The organism is Streptomyces sp. SPB162 (assembly GCF_029504575.1).
Taxonomy (GTDB): domain Bacteria; phylum Actinomycetota; class Actinomycetes; order Streptomycetales; family Streptomycetaceae; genus Actinacidiphila.
In genome coordinates, this window is record NZ_JAQFII010000001.1 from 5,356,789 (window position 1) to 5,379,188 (window position 22,400).

The following is a 22,400-nucleotide window of genomic DNA, read 5'->3' on the forward strand; positions in this document are numbered from 1 at the left end:
TCGGTGAGGAGTTGGGGTTCGTTGTGGTCGCGGCGGAGGGTGGGGATGAGGGTGGTGGTGTCGGTGGTGGAGTCGGCGGCCATGGCGGTGAGGACCGCGTCCGGGCCGAGTTCCAGCAGGGTGTTGATGCCTTGGTCTTGGAGGGTGGTGATGGCGTCGGCGAAGCGGACGGCTTCGCGGACGTGGCGGACCCAGTAGGCGGGGTCGGTGAGTTCTTCGGCGGTGGCGGTCTGGCCGGTGAGGGTGGAGACGATCGGGATGGTGGGCGGGTTGTAGGTGAGGCCGGCCGCTACCTCGCCGAACTCTTCGAGCATCGGCTCCATGTGTGGGGAGTGGAAGGCGTGGCTGACGGTCAGGCGCTTGGTCTTCCGTCCGAGGGTGTCGAAGTGCGCGATGACGTCCGCGACCGCGCCGGCATCTCCGGAGACGACGATGGACGTCGGTCCGTTGACGGCGGCGATTCCGACCTGCTGCGTGAGTTGTGGCAGGACCTCGGCTTCGGTGGCCTGGATCGCCGCCATGGCACCGCCGGAGGGCAGCTGCTGCATCAGCCGTCCGCGTGCCGCGACGAGGAGCGCCGCGTCCTCCAAGGACCAGACGCCCGCCACGTGCGCCGCGGCCAGTTCCCCGATGGAGTGGCCGGCGAGCACCTGCGGTCGGACGCCGAAGGACTCCAGCAACCGGAACAACGCCACTTCCAACGCGAACAGCGCGGGCTGCGTGAAGCGCGTCTCGTTCAACCGCTCGCCGTCCTTCGCGAACAGCACTTCCAGCAGCGGCACTTCCAGCCGGTTGCCGAACGCGGCCACCACGTCGTCCAGTGCCGAGGCGAAGGCGGGGTAGGCGGCATACAGCTCACGCCCCATCCCCGCCCGCTGGCTCCCCTGCCCGGTGAACAGGAATCCCAACGGCCCGGAGCCGGCCGCCCCGCGCACCGCGCCGGCCGCCGTGCCGCCTTCGGCGAGCGCTGTCAGTCCTGCGATCAGGCCGTCGCGGTCGGCGGCGACGACGCCCGCGCGGTGGGTGAAGGCCGCACGGGTGGTGGCCAGTGCGGATCCGACGGCCGCCGGGTCCAGTTCCGGGTCGGCCAGCACGAAGTCGCGGAGCCGGGCGGCTTGCGCCCGGACGGCGTCCGGGGTCTTGCCGGACAGCACCCACGGCACCACCGGCAGGTCGGCAACCTCAACGACTTCCGCCCGAGCATCCGCCGGCGCTTCTTCCACGATGACGTGCGCGTTCGTCCCACTGATCCCGAACGACGAGACACCCGCCCGACGCGGACGCTCCCGCACCGGCCACGGCTGCGCCTGCGTCAACAGCTCCACCGAACCCGCCGACCAGTCCACGTGCGAGCTGGGCGCGTCCACACCCAGCGTGCGCGGCAGCTCCTCGTGCCGCATCGCCAGCACCATCTTGATGATTCCCGCGACACCAGCCGCGGCCTGCGTGTGCCCCAGGTTCGACTTCACCGAACCGAGCCACAACGGACGGCCCGCCGCCCGCTCCTGCCCATACGTCGCCAACAGCGCCTGCGCCTCGATCGGGTCACCCAGGCGGGTGCCCGTGCCGTGCGCCTCGACCACGTCGACGTCACCGGTGCTGAGCGAACCGGCCGCCAGGGCCTGCCGGATCACGCGCTGCTGGGCGGGTCCGTTGGGGGCCGTCAGCTGGCTGCTGGCGCCGTCCTGGTTGATCGCACTGCTCCTGACCACGGCCAGGACGCGATGACCGTTGCGCCGGGCGTCGCTCAGCTTCTCCAGGACGAGGACGCCGACGCCCTCACCCCAGCCGGTGCCGTCCGCGGCCTCCGCGAACGGCTTGCAGCGGCCGTCGGCGGCGAGGCCGCGCTGGCGGCTGAAGTCGACGAAGGTGTCCGGGGTGGTCATCACGGTGACGCCACCGGCCAGCGCCAGAGAGCACTCGCCGGCGCGCAGCGCCTGGCCGGCCAGGTGGACGGCGACGAGCGAGGACGAGCAGGCGGTGTCGACCGTCAGCGCGGGTCCCTCCAGGCCCAGGGCGTACGAGACGCGGCCGGAGACGACGCTGCCGAGCCCGCCGTTGCCGAGGTAGCCCGCGAGCTCCTCCGGCACGTCACGGAGCCGCGGCGCGAAGTCGTGGTACATCACTCCCGCGAACACACCGGTCGACGTCCCCTGCAGGCTCTCCGGATCGATCCCCGCACGCTCGAACGCCTCCCACGAGGCCTCCAGCAGCAATCGTTGCTGCGGGTCGGTGGCCAGGGCCTCGCGCGGGCTGATGCCGAAGAAGTCGGCGTCGAACCGGCCCGCCTCGTCGAGGAACGCGCCTTCCTTGGAGTACGTCTTGCCGACGGCGTCCGGGTCGGGGTCGTAGGCGTCGTACCAGCTGGGGCCGCGGTCCTCGGGGAAGTCCGTGATGGCGTCCCGCCCTGCGGCGAGCAGGTCCCACAGTTCCTCGGGCGTGCGCACACCGCCAGGGAAGCGGCAGGACATGCCGACGATCGCGATCGGGTCGTCGTCATCGGACTGCCGAGCCGCGACGACGGCCGCGGCAGCGGAGGAGGTGGCGCCACCCGTCCCGTCGCCGACGAGCTTCTCCCGCAGGTAGCGGGCGAGCGTGGTGGCGTTCGGGTAGTCGAAGGTGAGGGTGGCGGGCAGCCGCAGGCCGGTCGCGGTGCCGAGCCGGTTGCGCAGTTCGACGGCCGCTAGGGAGTCGAAGCCCAGCGTGCCGAAGCCTCGTGCGGGATCGACCGCGTCCGGGCCGGAGTGGCCGAGGGCGGCCGCGACCTGCGTGCGGACCAGGGCGAGCAGGAATCGCTCCTGTTCGCCCGCCGGCAGCCGGCCGAGCTGCTCCTGCAACGAGTCGTCGCCCGCCGAGCCCGCGGCGGCGGCGAGCCGGGCCGGTGTACGGACCAGGCCGCGCAACAGGGCGGGCACGCCCTCGGCGGCCGCCCGGCGCCCGAGCGCCCCGGACTCCAGCCGCAGCGCCAGGACGTGGGCGTACTCCCCGCCCACGGCGGCGTCGAACATCGCCAGACCGGCCGCGGCGCCGTGCGCAGGGGTCCCGGCCCGCGCCGCCCGTTCCACGTCCTTTGTCGACAACCCTGCGCCCATGCCGCCGGTTTCCGGTGCCCACAGGCCCCAGCCGAGGGAGGTGGCGGGCAGCCCCTGGGCGCGGCGGTGGGTGGCCAGGGCGTCGAGGTAGGCGTTGGCGGCGGCGTAGTTGCCCTGCCCGGTCCCGTCGAACGTGGCGGCGGCGGAGGAGAACAGGACGAACGCGTCGAGGTTCCGGTGCGCGGTCAGTTCGTGCAGGTGACGTGCGGCATCCGCCTTCGGTGCCAGCACCTGGGCCAAGTGCTGCGGAGTCAGGGCCGCGAACGTGGCATCGCGCAGCACACCGGCGGTGTGCACGACCGCGGTCAACTCCACCCCGTCGAGCAACGCGGCCAGCGCGTCCCGATCCGACACATCACACGCGGCAATCCGCACCGTCGCACCCAGAGCCTCCAGCTCGGCGACGAGTTCGCCGGCGCCAGGGGCGTCAGGGCCGCGGCGACTGGTCAGCAGCAGGTCGCTGATGCCATACGCGGTGACCAGGTGCCGGGCCAGCAACGCGCCCAGGCCACCGGTACCACCGGTGATCAGCACCGTGCCACCGCTCCGCCACACCACCGGCTCACCGACACCACGCGTACGAGCCAAGCGCGGCACCAGCAGCGACCCGCCCCGCACCGCCAACTCCGGCTCACCAACAGCCGGCACACCATCCGGGATGTCCTCACTGTCGCAGTCCAACAGCACGATCCGACCCGGGTGCTCAGACTGCGCGGAACGAACCAAGCCCCACACCGCCGCCTGACCCAGATCCGCCACCCCCTCACCCGACACCGCCGCCACCGCACCCCGCGTCACCACCACCAACCGACGCTCGTCATCAAGCGCCAACAGTGCTTGCAGTTCGGCGAGTACGGCCGTCAGCGCCTCGATCGGCTTGGCGCGGGCGGGCACCCGCACCAGCACCGTCTCAGCACCGGGCGCGACGTCACCGGACCGGAGCGCCGACCATTCCACGTGGTACAGATCCCGCGCCGCGGACTGGGAGCTCTTCAACTCGTCGGCCACGACCGGCCGCAGCACCAACGTCCCGACGTCGGCGACCGGGCCGCCCTGGACGTCGGACAGGCGCAGTGCGTAGCCGGAGTTGACCGGGGTGACGCGGACCCGGAGGGCTGTCGCGCCGGAGGCGTGCAGGACGATGTCGGTCCAGGCGAAGGGGAGCTCGGCGTTCTCGTTCGGCCGGTCGATGCCGATGGCGTGCAGAGCCGCGTCGAGGAGAGCGGGGTGCAGGGCGTAGCCCGTGGCGTCGACGCCTTCCGGCAGCGCGACCTCGGCGAAGACCTCCTCGCCCAGCCGCCAGGCGGCGCGCAGGCCCTGGAAACTCGGGCCGTAGCCGTATCCCTGCTCGCGCATCCGGTCGTAGGCGCCCTCGATCTCGATGGGTCGGCCGCCGGTGGGCGGCCACGCGGTGTCGGCCGGACGGGCGATGGCAGTCGCGTCCTCGGCGCGCAGCAGGCCTTCGGCGTGCCGCGTCCAGGGGGCGTCGTCGGCCTGGGAGGGGCGGGAGAAGATCCCAAGCGGCCGCTTGCCGTCCTGGCCGGCTTCCTCCACGACCAGCTGGAACTCGACCGCGCCGGAACCGTCGAGCAGCAACGGCGCCTGGAGCGTCAGTTCCTCCAGTACGGGGCAGCCGACGCGATCGCCCGCCTGGACGGCCAGCTCGACGAAGCCGGTGCCGGGGAGCAGCGCCGTGTCTCCCACGGCGTGGTCCGCGAGCCAGGGGTGCGTCTGCAGGGAGAGCCGGCCGGTGAGCACCAGCCGGTCGGAGCCCGCCACCGCGACGACGGCGCCGAGCAGCGGGTGCGGGGCGGCCTCGATCCCGAGGGCGGAGGGGTCGGCGGAGCCCGTCACGTCGTCCAGCCAGTAGCGTTCCCGCTGGAAGGCGTAGGTGGGCAGATCCAGCAGCGGGGTGGCGACACCCGAACCGAAGAAGGCCCGCCAGTCGACCTCGACGCCCCGCGTGTGCAGTTCGGCCACGGACGACACGAGCGCCAGCGACTCGTCCTGGCTGCGGCGCTGTGTGGCGACGAGTACGGCGTCGGTGACGCTCTCGGCCCCCATGGCGGTGAGCACCGCGTCCGGGCCGAGCTCCAGGAACGTTGTGACGCCCTGGTCCTGGAGGGTGGTGACGGCGTCGGCGAAGCGCACGGCCTCGCGAACGTGCCGCACCCAGTACTCGGGGTCGGTCAGCTCGTCGGTGGTGGCGGCCCGCCCGGTCAGTGTCGACACGATCGGGATGGACGGCGCCGAGTACTCCAGGATGTACGCGAAGCGTCGGAATTCGTCGAGCATCGGCTCCATGTGCACGGAGTGGAAAGCGTGGCTGACGGTGAGGCGCTTGGTCTTCCGCCCGAGGCCATCGAAGTGCGCGATGACCTGGGCCACTGCGGCTTCATCACCGGAGACGACGATGGAGTTCGGGCCGTTGACGGCGGCGATTCCGACCTGCTGCGTGAGCTGTGGCAGGACCTCGGCTTCGGTGGCCTGGATCGCCGCCATCGCACCACCGGAGGGCAGCTGCTGCATCAACCGGCCCCGTGCCGCCACCAGCAGCACCGCATCCTCCAACGACCACACGCCCGCCACATGCGCCGCCGCCAGCTCACCAATGGAATGACCAGCCAGCACATGCGGCCGGACGCCCCACGAGGTGAGCAACCGGAAGAGCGCCACTTCCAGGGCGAACAGCGCGGGCTGGGTGAAACCCGTCTCCTGCAAACGGTCATCGTCGGCGAACAGCACGTCCAGCAACGGACGGTCCAGGTGCTCGTCGAACGCGGCCACCACCTCGTCCAGCGCCTGCGCGAACACCGGGAACGCCGCGTACAACTCACGCCCCATCCCCGCCCGCTGACTGCCCTGCCCGGTGAACAGAAACGCCAGGTCCCCGACACCCGCCACACCCGTCCTGGCCTCACCGTCCACGACGGCGTCCAAACCAGCCAACAGACCCGCACGATCGGCCGCCACCACACCCGCACGATGCACGAAGCCCGCCCGCGTCGTCGCCAGCGCCGAACCCACCGACACCGCATCCAGACCCACGTCGGCCAACACGAACTCCCGCAACCGAACCGCCTGCGCCCGCAACGCCTCCGCCGACTTACCCGACACCACCCACGGCACCACCGGCAAAGCCGCCACACCCTCAGCGGAAGCTTCCACCGGAGCCTCCTCCACGATGACGTGCGCGTTCGTCCCACTGATCCCGAACGACGACACCCCCGCCCGACGCGGACGCTCCCGCACCGGCCACGGCTGCGCCTGCGTCAACAGCTCCACCGAACCCGCCGACCAGTCCACATGCGGTGTCGGTGTGTCGACATTCAGGGTGGGCGGCAGCGTCTCGTGCCGCATCGCCTGCACCATCTTGATGATTCCCGCGACGCCCGCCGCGGCGGCCGTGTGGCCGATGTTGGACTTCACCGAGCCCAGCCACAGCGGGTTCGCAGCGTCGTGCCCCTGCCCGTACGTGGCGATCAGGGCCTGGGCCTCGATCGGGTCGCCGAGCTTCGTTCCGGTGCCGTGTGCCTCGACGGCGTCCACGTCGGCGGCGGTGAGGCCGCCGCTCGCCAGGGCCTGCTGGATCAGGCGCTGCTGGGAGGGCCCGTTGGGAGCCGTGAGGCCGTTGCTCGCGCCGTCCTGGTTGATCGCACTGCTGCGGACGAGCGCCAGCACCCGGTGGCCGTTGCGGGTTGCGTCGGAGAGGCGTTCGACGACGAGGACGCCGACCCCCTCGCCCCAGCACGTTCCGTCGGCAGCCTCGGCGAACGGCTTGCAGTGTCCGTCCGGCGCGAGTCCGCGCTGCCGGCTGAACGCCGTGAAGGCGCCGGGGCTGGACATCACGGCGACGCCGCTCGCGAGCGCGAGCGAGCACTCGCCGGCGCGCAGCGACTGGACCGCGAGGTGCAGGGCGACCAGCGACGCGGAGCAGGCGGTGTCGACCGTCAGCGTCGGGCCTTCCAGGCCCAGCGTGTACGCGACGCGCCCCGAGATGACGCTGGTGGCGCTGCCCGTGAGCAGATATCCCTCGTACCCTTCGGGCGCCTGGTGCAGTCGGGGCCCGTACTCCTGCGGTTCGGCCCCGACGAAGACGCCGGTCGCCGATCCGCGCAGCCCGGCCGGGTCGATGCCGGCCCGCTCGAACGCCTCCCAGGAGGTCTCCAGGGTCAGTCGCTGCTGCGGATCCATGGAGGCGGCCTCGCGCGGGCTGATGCCGAAGAAGTCCGCGTCGAACTCGGCGGCCCCGTAGAGGAAGCCGCCCTCGCGTGTGTACGTCTTGCCGGGCGCGTCCGGGTCCGGGTCGTAGAGGCCCTCGACGTCCCAGCCGCGGTCGGTGGGCAGCGTGCCGATGGCGTCCCGGCCGGAAGCCACCAGGTCCCACAGCTGCTCGGGCGAGCTGATGCCGCCCGGGTAGCGGCACGCCATGCCGACGATCGCGATCGGCTCGTCGGAGCCGGCGGCCGGGGCCGTGGCGTCCTGCGAGAGCGGTTCTGACCCGCCGACCGTACGGCCGTCGAACCGGACGCCGAAGGCCTCCCACATCAGCTGCCTGGCCAGCGCGGTGGGTGTCGGGTGGTCGAAGGCGATGGTGATCGGCAGGTCGAGACCCGTCGCGTCGCTGAGCCTGCGGTGCAGGTCGACTACGGCCAGGGAGTCGAAACCGAGCTGCAGGAACGGCTGCGCCAGGTCGAGAGGGATCCGCCCCTCCCGACCGGCTTTGCGCAGCGCCGCTTCCGCCTCCCTTCGGACCACCGCGAGAAGGCGTCGGTACTGCTCCGCCTCGGTCAGGCCGGCCAGTTCGGCCGGCTCGACCAGCTCGGCCCGGTCGGCCGGATCGACGGCGGAGCCGTCTGCGGTGGACTTGTGGGATGCGGACTCGCTCATCACTGAACTCCAGTGTCGATTTCTGCGCGGGAAGAGATCAGGCGCGAGGCCGACGTCACTTCACCGGCTCTGAGCAGGATTTCGGCCGGTGCCGGACGGCCGAGGAACAGCAGCAGGCTCGCGGTGGGCCCGTACGCGCCCACGTTGGGTACGGCGATCACGTCGCCGGGCTGCGGGAGGGGCATACGGGCGGACCGGGAGAGCAGGTCGCCGGGGGTGCACAGCGGCCCGGCGAGGGTGACGACGACCTCCTCACCCGCACCCTCACTCGGGGCCTTCGGCTCGACCGAGAGCGGCAGCAGCCGCCCCAGACCGGCCATCCCGCCGAGGGTGTTGATGCCCGCGTCCAGTACCGCGAAGGTTCGGCCCCGGCTCTGCTTGACGTTGGTGACCGTGGTCAGCAGCCGTCCGCTGTCGCCGACCAGGTAGCGCCCCGACTCGCAGGCGATCTCCGGGACGCCCTGCCGCCACCGCGGAAAGTGCTCGTCCAGGGTTCGTTCCAGCTCGGCGCGCAGATTGCCGTACACCGGCCGATCGCCGGGCACCGAGTACGGGGCGGCGAAGCCCCCGCCGATGTCCAGCAGGCGTAGCGGCGTACCGAGTTCGGCCTCGAGACGTGCCGCTCCGCGGATGGTCTCCTGGAACTCGGCGATCAGGCTCGCCTCGTCCTTGGAGTTACTCAGCGGGAAGAAGTGCGCGCCCGCGACCCGGATCCCCTGCACCGCGCGGATCTCCGGCAGCTGATCGGAGAGACCCTCCGCGTCGAAGCCGAACTGGGAGGGGGTTCCGGTCATCCGGATGCTGGTGGTGGCTGCTGCCGCCGCGCTGTTGACGCGGATCAGGGCCTCGGCGGTGGTGCCGTGCAGGACGGCCCGCGCTCCCAGCCGCCGCAGGTCGCCGAGCGACTCGACGGAGAAGGTGCGGACGCCCGCGGTCAGGGCGGCGGAGATCTCCTCGGCGGTCTTGCCGGGACCGGAGTAGAGGATCCGGTCGGCGCTGTGGCCGGCTTCGAGGGCGGACGCCAGCTCGCCGGTCGAGCACACCTCGGCGCGGCACGGCCGGTCGCCCTCGCCGAGAGCGCGGACCAGGCCGGGGTGCGGATTGGCCTTGAGGGAGTAGAAGAGGGTGAACTGCTCCGGCAGGGCGTCCCGCAGGTTGTCCCGGGCGGCGATGACGCGGTCCAGGTCGTAGACGTAGAGCGGCGATCCGTACCGCGCGACCAGCTCCGCGTCGGTCAGCGCGGTAGTGGCTTCGGCTTCGGTGACGGTCATCCGGCGGCCGCCTCTTCCGCCGCGAGCAGCGCCTCGAGCTGCTGCTTGGCGTTCTTGCCGTTGGCGGTCAGCGGGAAGTCGTCGATGACCTTGCACAGCGAGGGGACCTTGACGGCCTCCAGCCGCCGCGCCAGCTCGCGCAGCACGGTCTGCGGCGGCAGATCGGCGGCGACGAACAGCAGCAGGTCGCGGTCGGCGGTCGGCTTGAGGGCGGCCGCGTTCCGCACCCCGGGGATGTCCATGGCGGCGGCTTCGATCTCGATGGTGCTGACCCGCATGCCCTTGCGCTTGAACATGTCGTCGCGGCGGCCCTCGAAGTACAGGTAGCCGTCCGCGTCGAGCGAGCCGTAGTCACCGGTGTGCAGGCGGGTGACGCCGGTCTCCGGGTCGGTGCGGAAGGTGCGTGCGGTGATCTCCGGCAGCCGCCAGTAGCCGGCCATGACGTTCGGTCCCGTGACGGTGATCTCGCCGCTGCCGCCTGCCGGCACCGGGTTGCCCTCGTCGTCGAGGATGGTCACCCGGGTGCCGGGGAGGGGGCGGCCGGACGAGCCGGGCCGCGTACGGTCCTCCTCGGGCGGCATGACGGTGATCCGCTTGCACTCCGAGATGCCGTACATCCGCACGACGCGCGCGTCGGGGAAGCAGCGCCACAGCCCGTCGATGATGCGCTGCTCCAGCGCTGCGCCGGTGCTGGTGAACATCCGCAGCTTGGTCGGCCGCGGGTCGCGCTCGGCGAGCCGGATCAGCGGTCCGCCGAGGGAGGGGACGAGCGGCAGGATCGTCGCGCCGGTCTCGCGGATCAGGATGTGCAGTTTCGGGTCGGCCTCCCCGTCGGCGAGGACGAGTTCGGCACCCGACAGGCACGTCAGCAGCACCTGGAACAGGCCGTAGTCGAAGGAGAGCGGGACGCGGCAGAAGACGACGTCGTCCGCGCGGTAGCCGAGCACCTGGTTGATCGCGTCGGCCGCGAACGACATCTGCGCGTGCGGGCAGATGATGCCCTTGGGGGTGGCGGTGCTGCCCGAGGTGTAGATGAGGACGGCGGGGGAGTCGGTCGGGGTCCCCTCCGCATCGATGCGCACCTCGGTGTCGGTGGCGGCGGCCCAGACGGCGCCGACCTCGTGCACGGGCACCTCCGTCAGCGCCTGGACGCCCTCCGCCAGACCGTCCACGACCACGACCGCCTTGGGCTCGCAGTTGGCGATGACGGCCTTGAGGTGGAACTCCTTCATCTCCGCGCTGATCGGCACGAGGGCCGCCCCGATCCGGGAGGCGGCGTAGAGCAGCGCCACCATCTCGCGGACGTTGGGCAGCCGCACGACGATACGGTCTCCGGCGCCCACCCCCTGCTCCCGCAGCCAGGCCGCGACGGTGTGACTCTGCTGGACCAGGTTCTCCCAGGTCCAGGCGTCACGGGAGTCGCGTACGGCGATGTTCTGCGGGCGCAGGGCCGCCGTCGTGTCGAGCAGCTCGTGCAGCAGCCGCGCGGTGCCGGCGGTCCCGTCGGTGCGGTTGCTCACGGTGTCCTCGGTGGTCACGGTCATCTCCTCGTCCATCTCCTTGTCAGCTGCGGATCCGGCCGCGGTCCAGCAGCGCCTCGGCGCGGGACCTGAGAGTGGACCGGTCGATCTTCCGGTTGGGGTTCATCGGGAACTCCTCCAGGTGCTGGAAGAGCCGGGGGACCATCGCCTTGGGCAGGTCCGCGGTCAACCGGCGGGCCAGGTCCGCCGATGCGGCGGGCTCCCCGGTGTAGAAGGTCACGAGCTCGTGGCTGCCTCCGACGGCCGCGGCCACCGTGACGGCGTCCTCGACCCCCGGCAGCCCGCGCACGCTGTGGCTGACCTCGGACAGCTCCACCCGCCAGCCCTGCACCTGTACCTGGTCGTCCGCCCGTCCCACGTAGGCGATCTCGCCGTCCGGGTACCGGCGCACGCGGTCGCCGGTGCGGTACCAGCGCCTTTCGTCGTGGATGAGGAACCGGCCCGCGTCCTCGGCCGGGTCGAGGTAGCCGGAGAACATCTGCGGCCCGGTGATGCACAGTTCGCCCTCGCCGGCCCCGGCGCCGGCGTCCACCGACCCGTCCGGTGCGAGCAGCAGCGCGTCGAGCGCGTCGTGCACCGGGCCGATCGGGACGACGCCGTTGACGTAGCGCTCGTCCGGGGTCGCGGGGGACAGGCGGTGCCCGGTGACGGTGATCGTCAGCTCCGTCGGCCCGTACAGGTTCTCCACCACAGAATCCGGCGCGGCCCGCAGCCAGTCCTCGGCGTCCTGCCGGTGCAGGGGCTCGCCCGCGAACAGGCTCCAGCGCAGACCCGGCAGCGCGCCGGGCGACAGCGCTCCGGTGCGGCGGGCCAGCGCGATGCCGCCGGGGGTCGAGAACCACACCGTCATGCGCTGTTCGGCCAGGAACCCCGGCAGGTCGCGGTACGCCTGCATCGGGATCGGGACGACACAGCCGCCCGCGCCCCAGGCGCAGAACAGGTCGAACATGGCGCAGTCGAAGGTCAGGTCGAACGTCTGCGAGAACACATCGTCGGGGCCGAAGCCGTACCGCGCGTCCAGCGTGCGGAAGTAGCTGTCGGCCGCGCGGTGGCTGGTGGGCACGCCCTTCGGGCGGCCGGTCGAGCCGGACGTGAACAGGATGTACGCGGTGTCCTCGGCGTCGGCCGGCAGCGGTGCTTCGAGAGCGGTTTCCGGCGGGGCGACCGTGATGAGGTCCGGGCGGTCGGGGTCCGGTTCCGCGCCCGGGACGAGGACGGGCAGCGGGCCGTCCGCGGCGCTCTGGTCGTCCCGGCCCGCCGTCACGGCGTCGAGGCCGGCCAGTCCGCGCCGGTCGGTGATCACCGCGTCCACACCGGCCGCCGCCAGGATCGACCGGTTGCGGGCGGCGGGGAAGTCCGGGTTCACCGGGACGGCCACGGCGCCCAGGTAGAGGGCGGCCAGCAGCCCGATGTAGGCCTCGGCGGTCTTGGTGGCCAGGATGGCGACGACGCGCGGTCCCGCGCCGGCTCCGGGCGCCGCGTGCCGCAGGGCGCCCGCCCAGGCCAGGGCGGTCTGGTGGGCCTCGGTGTAGCTGACGTCGCGGCCGGCCGTGCGGAAGGCGGGGCGGTCGGGGGAGATCGCGAGGCCGCGCAGGAAGCGGCCGTGCAGGGTGTGGTCGAGGGAGGCCGCCGTCCCGACGGGACGTGCCGCCGTCACTGTCTCCGTGATGACGCTCATGTCAGACACCCGCCTTGGGACGCATCGCGTGCTTCGGATCGGCCAGAACGACGTCGAAGGTGCGGACCGCGCACTCCACCCTGCTGAACAGGGCATCGGGCCCTGCCACCACCAGCCGCGTCACGCCGCGCCCGTCCAGCTCGGCGAGGACCGCCGGCCAGTCCACCGGCTTCACGAAGTGGTCCAGCAGCATCGTCCTGAGCCCCTCGGCGGTGTCGATGAGCCGGCCGTCCTGGTCGGCGAGCACCGGCAGGTCGGGGTCGCGGAGCGGCAGGGCGTCGATGACCTCGACGGCGGCGCGGTCGCGCAGCCCGGTGAAGAGCGACGAGTGCATCGGCGGGCGCATCGCGTACAGCGGCAGCGAACCGATCTTCCGCAGCCGGGCGGTGAACGCCTCCAGATGCTCCTCGCGCAGCGAGATCATCTCGAAGCCCTGGTCCAGGCGGCAGGACAGGTCGTACCACTCGCCCCGCTCGTCCATCCCGTCGAGCAGCTCACGCAGCCCGTCGACGGGGGCCCGGACGAAGGACTGGGTGACGATGTCCCGGTGCTCGGTGGCGAAGTAGTCGGCGGTGCAACGGGCCAGCCGGGCCGTCATCACCACCGCGTCGGGGAAGTCCAGGGCACCGCAGAACGCCATCAGCGGCTTCTCGCCGAAGCTGGGGCCCGCGCAGATCTCGGCCTCGGCGCCCAGTTCGGCGCGGGCCCACTGCGCGAGCGCCGTCGAGGCGACCATGAAGGCGACCTGTGCCGCCTCCGAATAGTCCTCGCCGGACTCGCGGAACCGGTCGAACACCGAGTAGCCGAGGGCTTCGTCGGCGATCGGCAGCAGATCGCGGGCAAAGGTATTCAGAAGCAGGAACCTGCCCAGGTCGGAGAAACGGGTGGGACCCATTCCTGGAAACACCATTGCCGTAGTCATCGCTGAAACCCGCCTTGTCGCGAACTGGCCTCGTCCGCTCTTTTCTACGGGCTGCCGCAAGGGGGAGTAACCCCTATGTCTCCTCGTCCGCTCCCCTTACGGCCACCCATACCGGATGGGGAATAGGGGTGGGCATGCGGAGGGTAGGGGGTCGACGCTGTGGCACCTGCTTCGAAGCCGCGGCTTCAATGAGGTTCAGGCTGTTTACCAAATCGCTGCTATCGCTGCAATCGCCTGACCGAGTGGACCTGACCAAGTGGATGGGTGAACCGAACCATGACCATTGCCGAGGACATCGCCTCGACCCCGCCGCAGACGGAGACCCAGACCCAGACGCTGGCCCCGGTGGCGGGACAGCTCCCGCCGCCCCGCCAGGACCCGCGGTCCCGGGTGGCGCTGCTCAACCTGGTCAAACAGACGGTCAGGGACGGGCCGGGGCCGCGTGCGACGGAACAGCAGTGGGCCAAGGGCAAACTGACCGTCCACGAACGGCTGGAACTGCTTTTCGACGCGGGCACGTTCACCGAGATCGAACCGCTGCGCCGGCACCGTGCCAGCGGCTTCGGCCTGGAGAACAAGCGCCCCTACACCGACGGCGTGGTGACCGGCTGGGGCGAGGTCATGGGCCGCACGGTCTTCGTCTACGCCCATGACTTCCGGATCTTCGGCGGCTCGCTGGGTGAGGCCCACGCCGAGAAGATCCACAAGGTGATGGACCTGGCCGAGTCGGCCGGCGCGCCCCTGGTCAGCCTCAGCGACGGCGCCGGTGCCCGCATCCAGGAGGGCGTCACCGCGCTCGCCGGATACGGCGGCATCTTCCGGCGCAACGTCCGCTCGTCAGGCGTCATCCCGCAGATCAGCGTGATGCTCGGCCCGTGCGCGGGCGGCGCCACGTACTCCCCGGCGCTCACCGACTTCGTGTTCATGGTGCGCGGCACCTCGCAGATGTACATCACCGGGCCCGACGTGGTGCAGGCCGTCACCGGCGAGAAGATCTCCCACGACCAACTCGGCGGCGCCGACGTGCACGCGTCGGTCTCCGGGGCCGCCCAGTTCGTCTACGAGGACGAGGCCGAGTGCCTCGCCGAGGTCCGCTACCTGCTCTCGCTCCTGCCGTCGAACAACCGTGAGGTGCCGCCCGCCGTCACCACGGCCGACCCGGCCGACCGCCGCAACGAGTCGCTGCTGGAACTGGTCCCGGCCGACGCCAACCGCGCCTACGACATCCGGCCGGTGATCGAGGAGATCGTCGACGACGGCGACTTCTTCGAGGTGCATGCCGCCTGGGCCACCAACATCGTCTGCGCGCTGGCGCGCCTGGACGGTCAGGTCGTCGGCATCGTGGCCAACCAGCCGGCGTCGCTGGCGGGTGTCCTGGACATCAACGCGTCGGAAAAGGCCGCGCGGTTCGTCCAGATGTGCGACTCGTTCAGCATTCCGCTGGTCACGCTGGTCGACGTGCCGGGCTTCCTGCCCGGCAGCGAGCAGGAGCACGGCGGCATCATCCGGCACGGGGCGAAGCTGCTGTACGCGTACTGCAACGCCACCGTGCCGCGCATCCAGGTCATCCTCCGCAAGGCCTACGGCGGTTCGTACATCGTCATGGACTCGCGTTCCATCGGCACCGACCTGTCGTTCGCGTGGCCGACCAACGAGATCGCGGTCATGGGCGCGGAGGGCGCCGCCAACGTCGTCTTCCGGCGGGAGATCGCGGCGGCCGACGACCCGGACGCGGTCCGCGCCGAGCGCATCCAGCAGTACCAGGAGGAACTGATGCACCCCTACTACGCGGCGGAGCGCGGCCTCGTCGATGACGTCATCGACCCCGCCGAGACCCGCGCGGTGCTGATCCGCTCGCTGGCGATGCTCCGCACGAAGCACGCCACGCTCCCGTCCCGCAAGCACGGAAACCCGCCGGTGTGACGGCCGTGACGACACCGGGCGCACCAACAGAAGCAGCGCTGCCCGCCGAGGAGTCGGCAGCGGACGTGGCGGCAGCGGACGTGCCGGCAGCGGACGTGCCGGCAGCGCACGTGGCGGCGGACGAACTGCTCATCCAGTTCGTCCGCGGCGAGCCGGACGACGAACAGGTGGCCGCCGCGACGGTCGCCCTGCTCGCCGTGCTCCGCCAGAAGGCCGCAGCCGACGACGACCAGGGCCCGCGGAACGGCCGGAGCAGCCGGCCCCTGCGCTGGACCCCTGACGGCTACAACCCGCCGGGCGCCTGGGCCTACGGCTGACCCGCCGCGCCCCGCGACCGGCCGCTCGTGCCCCGGATCCGCTGACGGATCCGGGGCACGGGCATGTCCGAGCCTCGAAGCTCGAACCCCGAACGACCGGCCCCGGGCAACACTGAACCCACCGCCTCACTCACTGAGGCGGTGGGACGGTGGGGGGGGGAGCGGGCGGAACAGTACAAATGCCGGTACGGGTACAGGTACAGGTACAGGTACAGGTACAGGTCCAGGTCCAGATGCAGGTGCAGGTCAGACCGTCTGGTGCGCGCGGCGCGCGGCGACGGCCTTCGGGTAGCGGATCGTGAAGAGCACGGGGATCACGAAGCTGGCGACCTTGACGACGATCATGGGTGTCGTCGCGTGCGCGTCGGCGCGGATGATGAAGGCCAGCACGACGGCGGCGGCTGCGAAGGAGAGCCCCCACACCTGGGTGATGACGGCGTTGGTCCGGTAGAACGCCTCCGTGCGGGCGACCTTCTCCGGTACGAGTTTGCGTGCGATGCCGAGGGTGAACGGCCGACGGATGAGCAGCGAGCCCCAGGCGGTGAGGGCCAGCCATGCGTCGACGAGAGCCGGCCCGTAACGGACCAGATCCGAGTCCGGTCGCGCGTAGGACAGCCAGGCGATCCCCGCGAAGAACACGAACGCGCTGGTCTCGATCACCATCTCGTCCCAGTTCTTGCCGGACTTGCGGTCGCGCCAGATCACCACTGCGGCGATCCCGAGCCCGACCAGTGCACCCTTGCGCCAGTCATCGCTCGTGGCGACGAAGGCATAGGCGATCCACGGGAGGAAGCTGATGAGGTAGCGGGTCATGGATAGCTCCTTTCTCGCATCCATTGCGACAGGTGGGACTAAAGCGCCCCTAAAGCGATCCACGGCCCGCAAGAGCATCAAAAAAGGCTACCCCCGCCCGACGGTGCGTGCGCAGGTTTCGCTTTAGCCGTCCGCAAGGAGCCGATCGCACGCTCTCGTGGATATCGCTCCCATGCCCACCGGAGCGTTGGATACGCATCTGGAGGAATCCATGGCCCGTCGCCTTTTCACGTCGGAATCGGTTACCGAGGGACACCCCGACAAAATCGCCGACCAGATCAGTGACTCGGTCCTCGACGCACTCCTCGGGCAGGATCGCGCCGCCCGGGTCGCTGTCGAAACCCTGATCACGACCGGTCAGGTGCACATCGCCGGTGAGGTCACCACGTCCGCGTACGCCGATATCCCGGCGATCGTGCGGCAGACGGTACTGGATATCGGTTACGACTCGTCCGCGAAGGGCTTCGACGGTGCCTCGTGCGGGGTGTCGGTGTCGATCGGCGCCCAGTCGCCGGACATCGCGCAGGGCGTGGACACGGCGTATGAGTCGCGGGTGGAGGGCGGCGAGGACGACCTCGACCGCCAGGGCGCCGGCGACCAGGGCCTGATGTTCGGCTACGCGTGCGACGACACGCCCGAGTTGATGCCACTGCCCATCGCCCTGGCCCACCGCCTCTCCCGCCGCCTCTCCGCGGTGCGCAAGAGCGGCCGGCTGGCGTACCTGCGCCCGGACGGCAAGACCCAGGTCACCATCGAGTACGACGGCAGCAAGGCCGTACGCCTCGACACCGTCGTGATCTCCAGCCAACACGCGCCCGACATCAGCCTGGACTCGCTGCTCGCCCCGGACATCCGCGAGTTCGTCGTGGAGCCGGAGCTCGAAGCCCTCGGTGCCACGCTGTCCACGGAGGGGTACCGGCTGCTCGTCAACCCGACCGGCCGCTTCGAGGTGGGCGGTCCGATGGGTGACGCGGGACTGACCGGCCGGAAGATCATTGTCGACACGTACGGCGGCATGGCCCGGCACGGCGGCGGCGCGTTCTCCGGCAAGGACCCGTCCAAGGTGGACCGTTCCGCCGCGTACGCGATGCGCTGGGTGGCGAAGAACGTCGTCGCCGCCGAGCTGGCCACGCGCTGCGAAGTCCAGGTCGCGTACGCCATCGGCAAGGCGGCCCCCGTCGGGCTGTTCGTCGAGACCTTCGGCACCGAGACCATCCCCGTGGCCCGCATCCAGGACGCCGTCAGCCAGGTCTTCGACCTGCGCCCGGCCGCCATCGTGCGAGACCTCGACCTGCTGCGTCCCATCTACGCGCAGACCGCCGCCTACGGCCACTTCGGCCGGACGGACACCGACTTCACCTGGGAGTCCACCGACCGGGCGGCCAAACTCCGCCAGGCCGCCGGCCTCTGACAGCCGGCCGAGGAAGAGCAGCCGACGAAGAGCAGAGGAAGAGCACCGGAGGAGTGAGTGACTGAGATGCGCACCGCCATCACAGGATCCATCGCAACCGACCATCTGATGGTCTTCCCCGGTCGGTTCACCGACCACCTGGTCGCCGACCAGCTCAAGAACGTGTCCCTGTCCTTCCTCGCCGACACCCTGGAGGTCCGGCGAGGAGGGGTGGCGGCGAACATCGCCTTCGGCATGGGGCAGCTCGGCCTCGCCCCCGTCCTGGTCGGCGCGGTCGGCCCGGACTTCGCCGACTACCAGATCTGGCTCAAGCAGCACGGCGTCGACACCGACTCCGTACAGGTCTCCCACGAGCACCAGACGGCCCGCTTCGTCTGCACCACCGACTCGGTGCAGAACCAGATCGCCACGTTCTACGCGGGCGCCATGTCCGAGGCCCGCCGGATCGCCCTCGCCCCCGTCACGGAACGCGCCGGCGCCCTCGACCTGGTCGTCATCGCGCCCAATGACCCCGAGGCGATGCTCCGGCACACCGCCGAATGCCGCGAGCTGGGCATCCCCTTCGCGGCTGACCCCTCGCAGCAACTCGCGCGCCTGGACGGGGAGTCGGTACGCCTGCTCCTCGACGGCCCCCGGTACCCTCTTCGGCAACGAGTACGAGGCGGCGCTCCTCCAGGAGCGCAGCGGCTGGAACGCGGAACAGGTGCTCGAGCGCGTCGGCACGTGGATCACCACACTCGGCGCTCAAGGCGTCCGGATCGAGCGCGCGGGCGAGGCCCCGATCCTCGTACCGGCCGCTCCGACCAACGGGGCCACCGAGCCCACCGGCGTCGGTGACGCCTTCCGCGCCGGATTCCTCGCCGGCGTCTCCTGGGACCTCTCCCTGCGACGCTCGGCCGAACTGGGCTGCGCCGTCGCCACCGTCGTCCTCGAGTCCGTCGGCACCCAGGAGTACGCCCTCTCAGCGGCTGACCTGCTCGGACGGCTACGGGCCGGCTACGGCACCGAGTCCGCCGCCGAGCTCGAACCGCACCTGGCGGTCCTGTCATGAGCGGGACGTCGCGGGCCGACGCGCTGCGTCGGGCGTTCGCCACCCGGGTGGTCGTGGCGGACGGTGCGATGGGCACGATGCTGCAGGCGCAGGATCCGTCGTTGGACGACTTCGAGAACCTGGAGGGCTGTAACGAGGTGCTGAACGTGACCCGCCCGGACATCGTCCGGTCGGTGCACGAGGAGTATTTCGCGGCGGGTGTGGACTGCGTCGAGACGAACACCTTCGGTGCGAACCTGGCGGCGCTGGGGGAGTACGACATCCCCGGGCGGATCCACGAACTGTCGCTGACGGGTGCCCGGTTGGCCCGTGAGGTGGCGGACGCTTTCGCGACGCCCGACCGGCCGCGCTGGGTGCTCGGCTCCGTCGGCCCGGGCACGAAGCTGCCAACGCTCGGCCATGCGCCCTATGCGCTGCTTCGCGACGGATACGAGGCGAACGTGGCCGGCCTCATCGAGGGCGGCGCGGACGCGATCCTGGTGGAGACGACACAGGACCTGCTGCAGACCAAAGCCGCCATCGTGGGTGCCCGGCGGGCGATGAGCGCCGCGGGAAGGCCTCTGCCACTGATCTGCCAGGTCACGGTGGAGACGACGGGCACGATGCTGCTCGGTTCCGAGATCGGCGCGGCGCTGACGGCGCTGGAGCCGCTGGGCATCGACATGATCGGCCTGAACTGCGCCACCGGTCCGGCCGAGATGAGCGAGCACCTGCGCTACCTCGCCCGGCACGCCCGCACCCAGGTCTCCTGCATGCCGAACGCGGGGCTGCCGGTGCTGGGTAAGGACGGGGCGCACTACCCGTTGTCGCCGCAGGAGTTGGCGGACGCGCATGAGACGTTCGTGCGGGAGTATGGGTTGTCGCTGGTGGGTGGGTGCTGCGGGACGACGCCGGAGCATCTGCGGCAGGTGGTGGAGCGCGTGCGGGGCCTGGACCTGGCACCGCGCAGCCCGCGCCCCGAACCGGGCGCCGCCTCGCTCTACCAGACCGTCCCGTTCCGGCAGGACACCTCCTACCTGGCGATCGGTGAGCGGACCAACGCCAACGGGTCGAAGAAGTTCCGTGAGGCGATGTTGGAGGGCCGCTGGGACGACTGCGTGGAGATGGCCCGCGACCAGATCCGCGAGGGCGCCCACCTGCTCGACCTGTGTGTGGACTACGTCGGCCGTGACGGGGCCGCGGACATGGCGGAGATCGCCGGCCGCTTCGCGACCGCCTCCACCCTTCCCATCGTGCTGGACTCCACCGAGGTCCCGGTGCTGCGGGCGGGGCTGGAGAAGCTCGGTGGCCGGGCGGTCATCAACTCCGTCAACTACGAGGACGGCGACGGACCCGACTCCCGGTTCGCGCAGGTGACCGCTCTGGCGTCGGAGCATGGTGCGGCGTTGATCGCGCTGACGATCGATGAGGAGGGGCAAGCCCGTACCGCTGAGCACAAGGTGGCGATCGCGGAGCGGTTGATCGAGGATCTGACCGGTAACTGGGGCATTCACGAGTCCGACATCCTGGTGGACTGCCTGACGTTCACGATCGCGACCGGTCAGGAGGAGTCCCGCAAGGACGGGATCGCCACGATCGAGGCGATCCGGGAGTTGAAGCGCCGCCATCCTGCGGTGCAGACGACGTTGGGCTTGTCGAACATCTCCTTCGGTCTGAACCCGGCCGCGCGCGTGGTGCTGAACTCCGTGTTCCTCAACGAGTGTGTGGCGGCGGGGTTGGATTCCGCGATCGTGCACGCGGCGAAGATCGTGCCGGTGGCGCGGATTCCGGAGGAGCAGCGGGAGATCGCGTTGGATCTGGTCTATGACCGGCGGCGTGAGGGCTATGACCCGTTGCAGGCCTTCTTGGAGGCTTTCGAGGGTGTCGACATGAAGTCGGTCAAGGCGGGCCGTGCGGAGGAGTTGGCCGCGCTGCCGCTGGACGAGCGGTTGCAGCGGCGGATCATCGACGGCGAGAAGAACGGCCTGGACAAGGATCTGGACGAGGCCCTGGCGACCCGTCCTGCGCTGGCGATCGTCAACGACACGCTGCTGGAGGGCATGAAGGTCGTCGGGGAGCTGTTCGGGTCGGGTCAGATGCAGTTGCCGTTCGTGCTGCAGTCCGCCGAGGTCATGAAGACCGCGGTGGCGTACCTCGAACCGCACATGGAGAAGTCCGACGCGGAGGGCAAGGGCACGATCGTGCTGGCCACCGTGCGCGGGGACGTGCATGACATCGGCAAGAACCTCGTCGACATCATCCTGTCGAACAACGGCTACAACGTCGTGAACCTGGGCATCAAGCAGCCCGTCGCGGCGATCCTGGACGCGGCCACCGAGCACAAGGCCGACGTGATCGGCATGTCCGGGCTCCTCGTGAAGTCGACCGTGATCATGAAGGAGAACCTGCAGGAGCTCAACCAGCGCAAGATGGCCGCCGACTACCCCGTCATCCTGGGTGGCGCCGCCCTGACCCGCGCCTACGTCGAGCAGGACCTGCACGAGATCTACGAAGGCGAGGTCCGCTACGCCCGCGACGCCTTCGAGGGCCTGCGGCTGATGGACGCCCTGATCGCCGTCAAACGCGGCGTCCCCGGAGCGGTCCTCCCCAAACTCAAGCAGCGCCGCGTCGCCGCCGTCGACCGTCCCGTACGTACCCCCGTCGCACCGGAACTCCTACCCGCCCGTTCTGACGTGGCCGCTGACAACCCCGTCCCGAAGGCGCCCTTCCTGGGGACGCGGATCGTGAAGGGCATCCCGCTCGCCGAGTACTCCTCCTGGCTGGACGAGCGGGCCACGTTCATGGGCCAGTGGGGGCTGAAGGCGGCCCGTGGAGGCGGGCCCTCGTACGAGGAGCTGGTGGAGACCGAGGGCCGGCCCCGGCTGCGGATGTGGCTGGACCGGCTGCACACCGAGAACATGCTGGAGGCGGCCGTCGTCTACGGCTACTTCCCCTGCGTCTCCAAGGGCGACGACCTGATCATTCTGGACGAGAAGACCGGCGGCGAGAGCCACCGCTTCACGTTCCCCCGCCAACACCGCGACCGGCACCTCTGCCTGTCGGACTTCTTCCGCCCCGAGGGCACCGGTGAGCCCGACGTCATCGCGCTCACCGTCGTGACCATGGGGAACAAGGTCTCCGAGGTGGCGAACGAACTGTTCGCCGCCAACGCCTATCGCGACTATCTCGAACTGCACGGTCTGTCCGTGCAGTTGACCGAGGCGTTGGCGGAGTACTGGCACTCCCGGATCCGTACGGAGCTGGGGATCGCGGGCGCCGACCCGGACAACCTGGACGCGATGTTCCGTACCGAGTACCAGGGCTGCCGCTATTCGCTCGGGTATCCGGCCTGCCCGGACCTGGAGGACCGCGCCAAGATCATGGACCTGCTCAAGCCGGAACGTATCGGCGTCGTCCTGTCCGAGGAGTTCCAGCTGCACCCCGAGCAGTCCACCGACGCGATCGTCATCCACCACCCGGAAGCCAGCTACTACAAGGCGTGAGGAGGACTG

The 22,400-nt window shown here is 70.8% G+C and carries 9 protein-coding genes and 2 pseudogenes; 5 read left to right on the forward strand and 6 right to left on the reverse strand.

Features of this window, described 5'->3' with window-relative positions; genetic code table 11:
• Window positions 1-77: 77 nt before the first annotated feature.
• The 5 genes and pseudogenes from M2266_RS24410 to M2266_RS24430 form a co-directional block, all read right to left on the reverse strand.
• Window positions 78-7,982 (reverse strand): annotated as a pseudogene (locus M2266_RS24410) (SDR family NAD(P)-dependent oxidoreductase); the annotation flags it as partial.
• The gene (locus tag M2266_RS24415) at window positions 7,982-9,253 is read right to left on the reverse strand and encodes a type III PLP-dependent enzyme (protein WP_277440113.1); all 1,272 of its coding nucleotides are present in this window, start codon (window positions 9,251-9,253) and stop codon (window positions 7,982-7,984) included. The gene M2266_RS24415 and the pseudogene M2266_RS24410, both read right to left, overlap by 1 nt.
• On the reverse strand, window positions 9,250-10,809 hold the full coding sequence (locus M2266_RS24420) for an AMP-binding protein (protein ID WP_277440114.1): 1,560 nt from the start codon (window positions 10,807-10,809) through the stop codon (window positions 9,250-9,252). Before M2266_RS24420 ends, M2266_RS24415 begins: the two co-directional genes overlap by 4 nt.
• Before the next feature lie 7 nt (window positions 10,810-10,816).
• The gene (locus M2266_RS24425; protein ID WP_277440115.1) at window positions 10,817-12,472 is read right to left on the reverse strand and encodes an AMP-binding protein; all 1,656 of its coding nucleotides are present in this window, start codon (window positions 12,470-12,472) and stop codon (window positions 10,817-10,819) included.
• A 1-nt stretch (window position 12,473) separates the two neighbouring features.
• The gene (locus M2266_RS24430; RefSeq protein ID WP_277440116.1) at window positions 12,474-13,367 is read right to left on the reverse strand and encodes an ACP S-malonyltransferase; all 894 of its coding nucleotides are present in this window, start codon (window positions 13,365-13,367) and stop codon (window positions 12,474-12,476) included.
• 303 nt (window positions 13,368-13,670) lie between these two features.
• Between M2266_RS24430 and M2266_RS24435 the strand changes: the two genes are divergently transcribed.
• Both M2266_RS24435 and M2266_RS24440 read left to right on the forward strand, forming a co-directional pair.
• A complete protein-coding gene (locus tag M2266_RS24435) occupies window positions 13,671-15,317 on the forward strand; it encodes an acyl-CoA carboxylase subunit beta (RefSeq protein WP_277440117.1) in 1,647 nt (548 codons plus the stop codon).
• 5 nt (window positions 15,318-15,322) lie between these two features.
• Window positions 15,323-15,634 carry an acyl-CoA carboxylase epsilon subunit gene (locus M2266_RS24440; RefSeq protein ID WP_277440118.1) on the forward strand — a complete coding sequence of 104 codons (312 nt, stop codon included), beginning with the start codon at window positions 15,323-15,325 and terminating at the stop codon, window positions 15,632-15,634.
• Between the two features lie 246 nt (window positions 15,635-15,880).
• On the opposite strand, the gene M2266_RS24445 is transcribed toward M2266_RS24440, so the two are convergent.
• Entirely contained in the window at window positions 15,881-16,447 is a 567-nt protein-coding gene (locus M2266_RS24445) for a hypothetical protein (protein WP_277440119.1), read from the reverse strand.
• A gap of 211 nt (window positions 16,448-16,658) precedes the next feature.
• On the opposite strand from M2266_RS24445, the gene metK reads away from it, so the two are divergent.
• The 3 genes and pseudogenes from metK (at window position 16,659) to metH (ending at window position 22,391) form a co-directional block, all read left to right on the forward strand.
• The gene (gene metK / locus M2266_RS24450) at window positions 16,659-17,858 is read left to right on the forward strand and encodes a methionine adenosyltransferase (protein WP_277440120.1); all 1,200 of its coding nucleotides are present in this window, start codon (window positions 16,659-16,661) and stop codon (window positions 17,856-17,858) included.
• Between the two features lie 66 nt (window positions 17,859-17,924).
• Window positions 17,925-18,909, forward strand: a pseudogene (locus M2266_RS24455) (carbohydrate kinase family protein).
• Window positions 18,906-22,391 (forward strand): methionine synthase, encoded by a 3,486-nt coding sequence (gene metH, locus M2266_RS24460; protein WP_277440121.1) that lies wholly within the window; start codon window positions 18,906-18,908, stop codon window positions 22,389-22,391. Before M2266_RS24455 ends, metH begins: the two are co-directional and overlap by 4 nt.
• Window positions 22,392-22,400 lie beyond the last annotated feature (9 nt).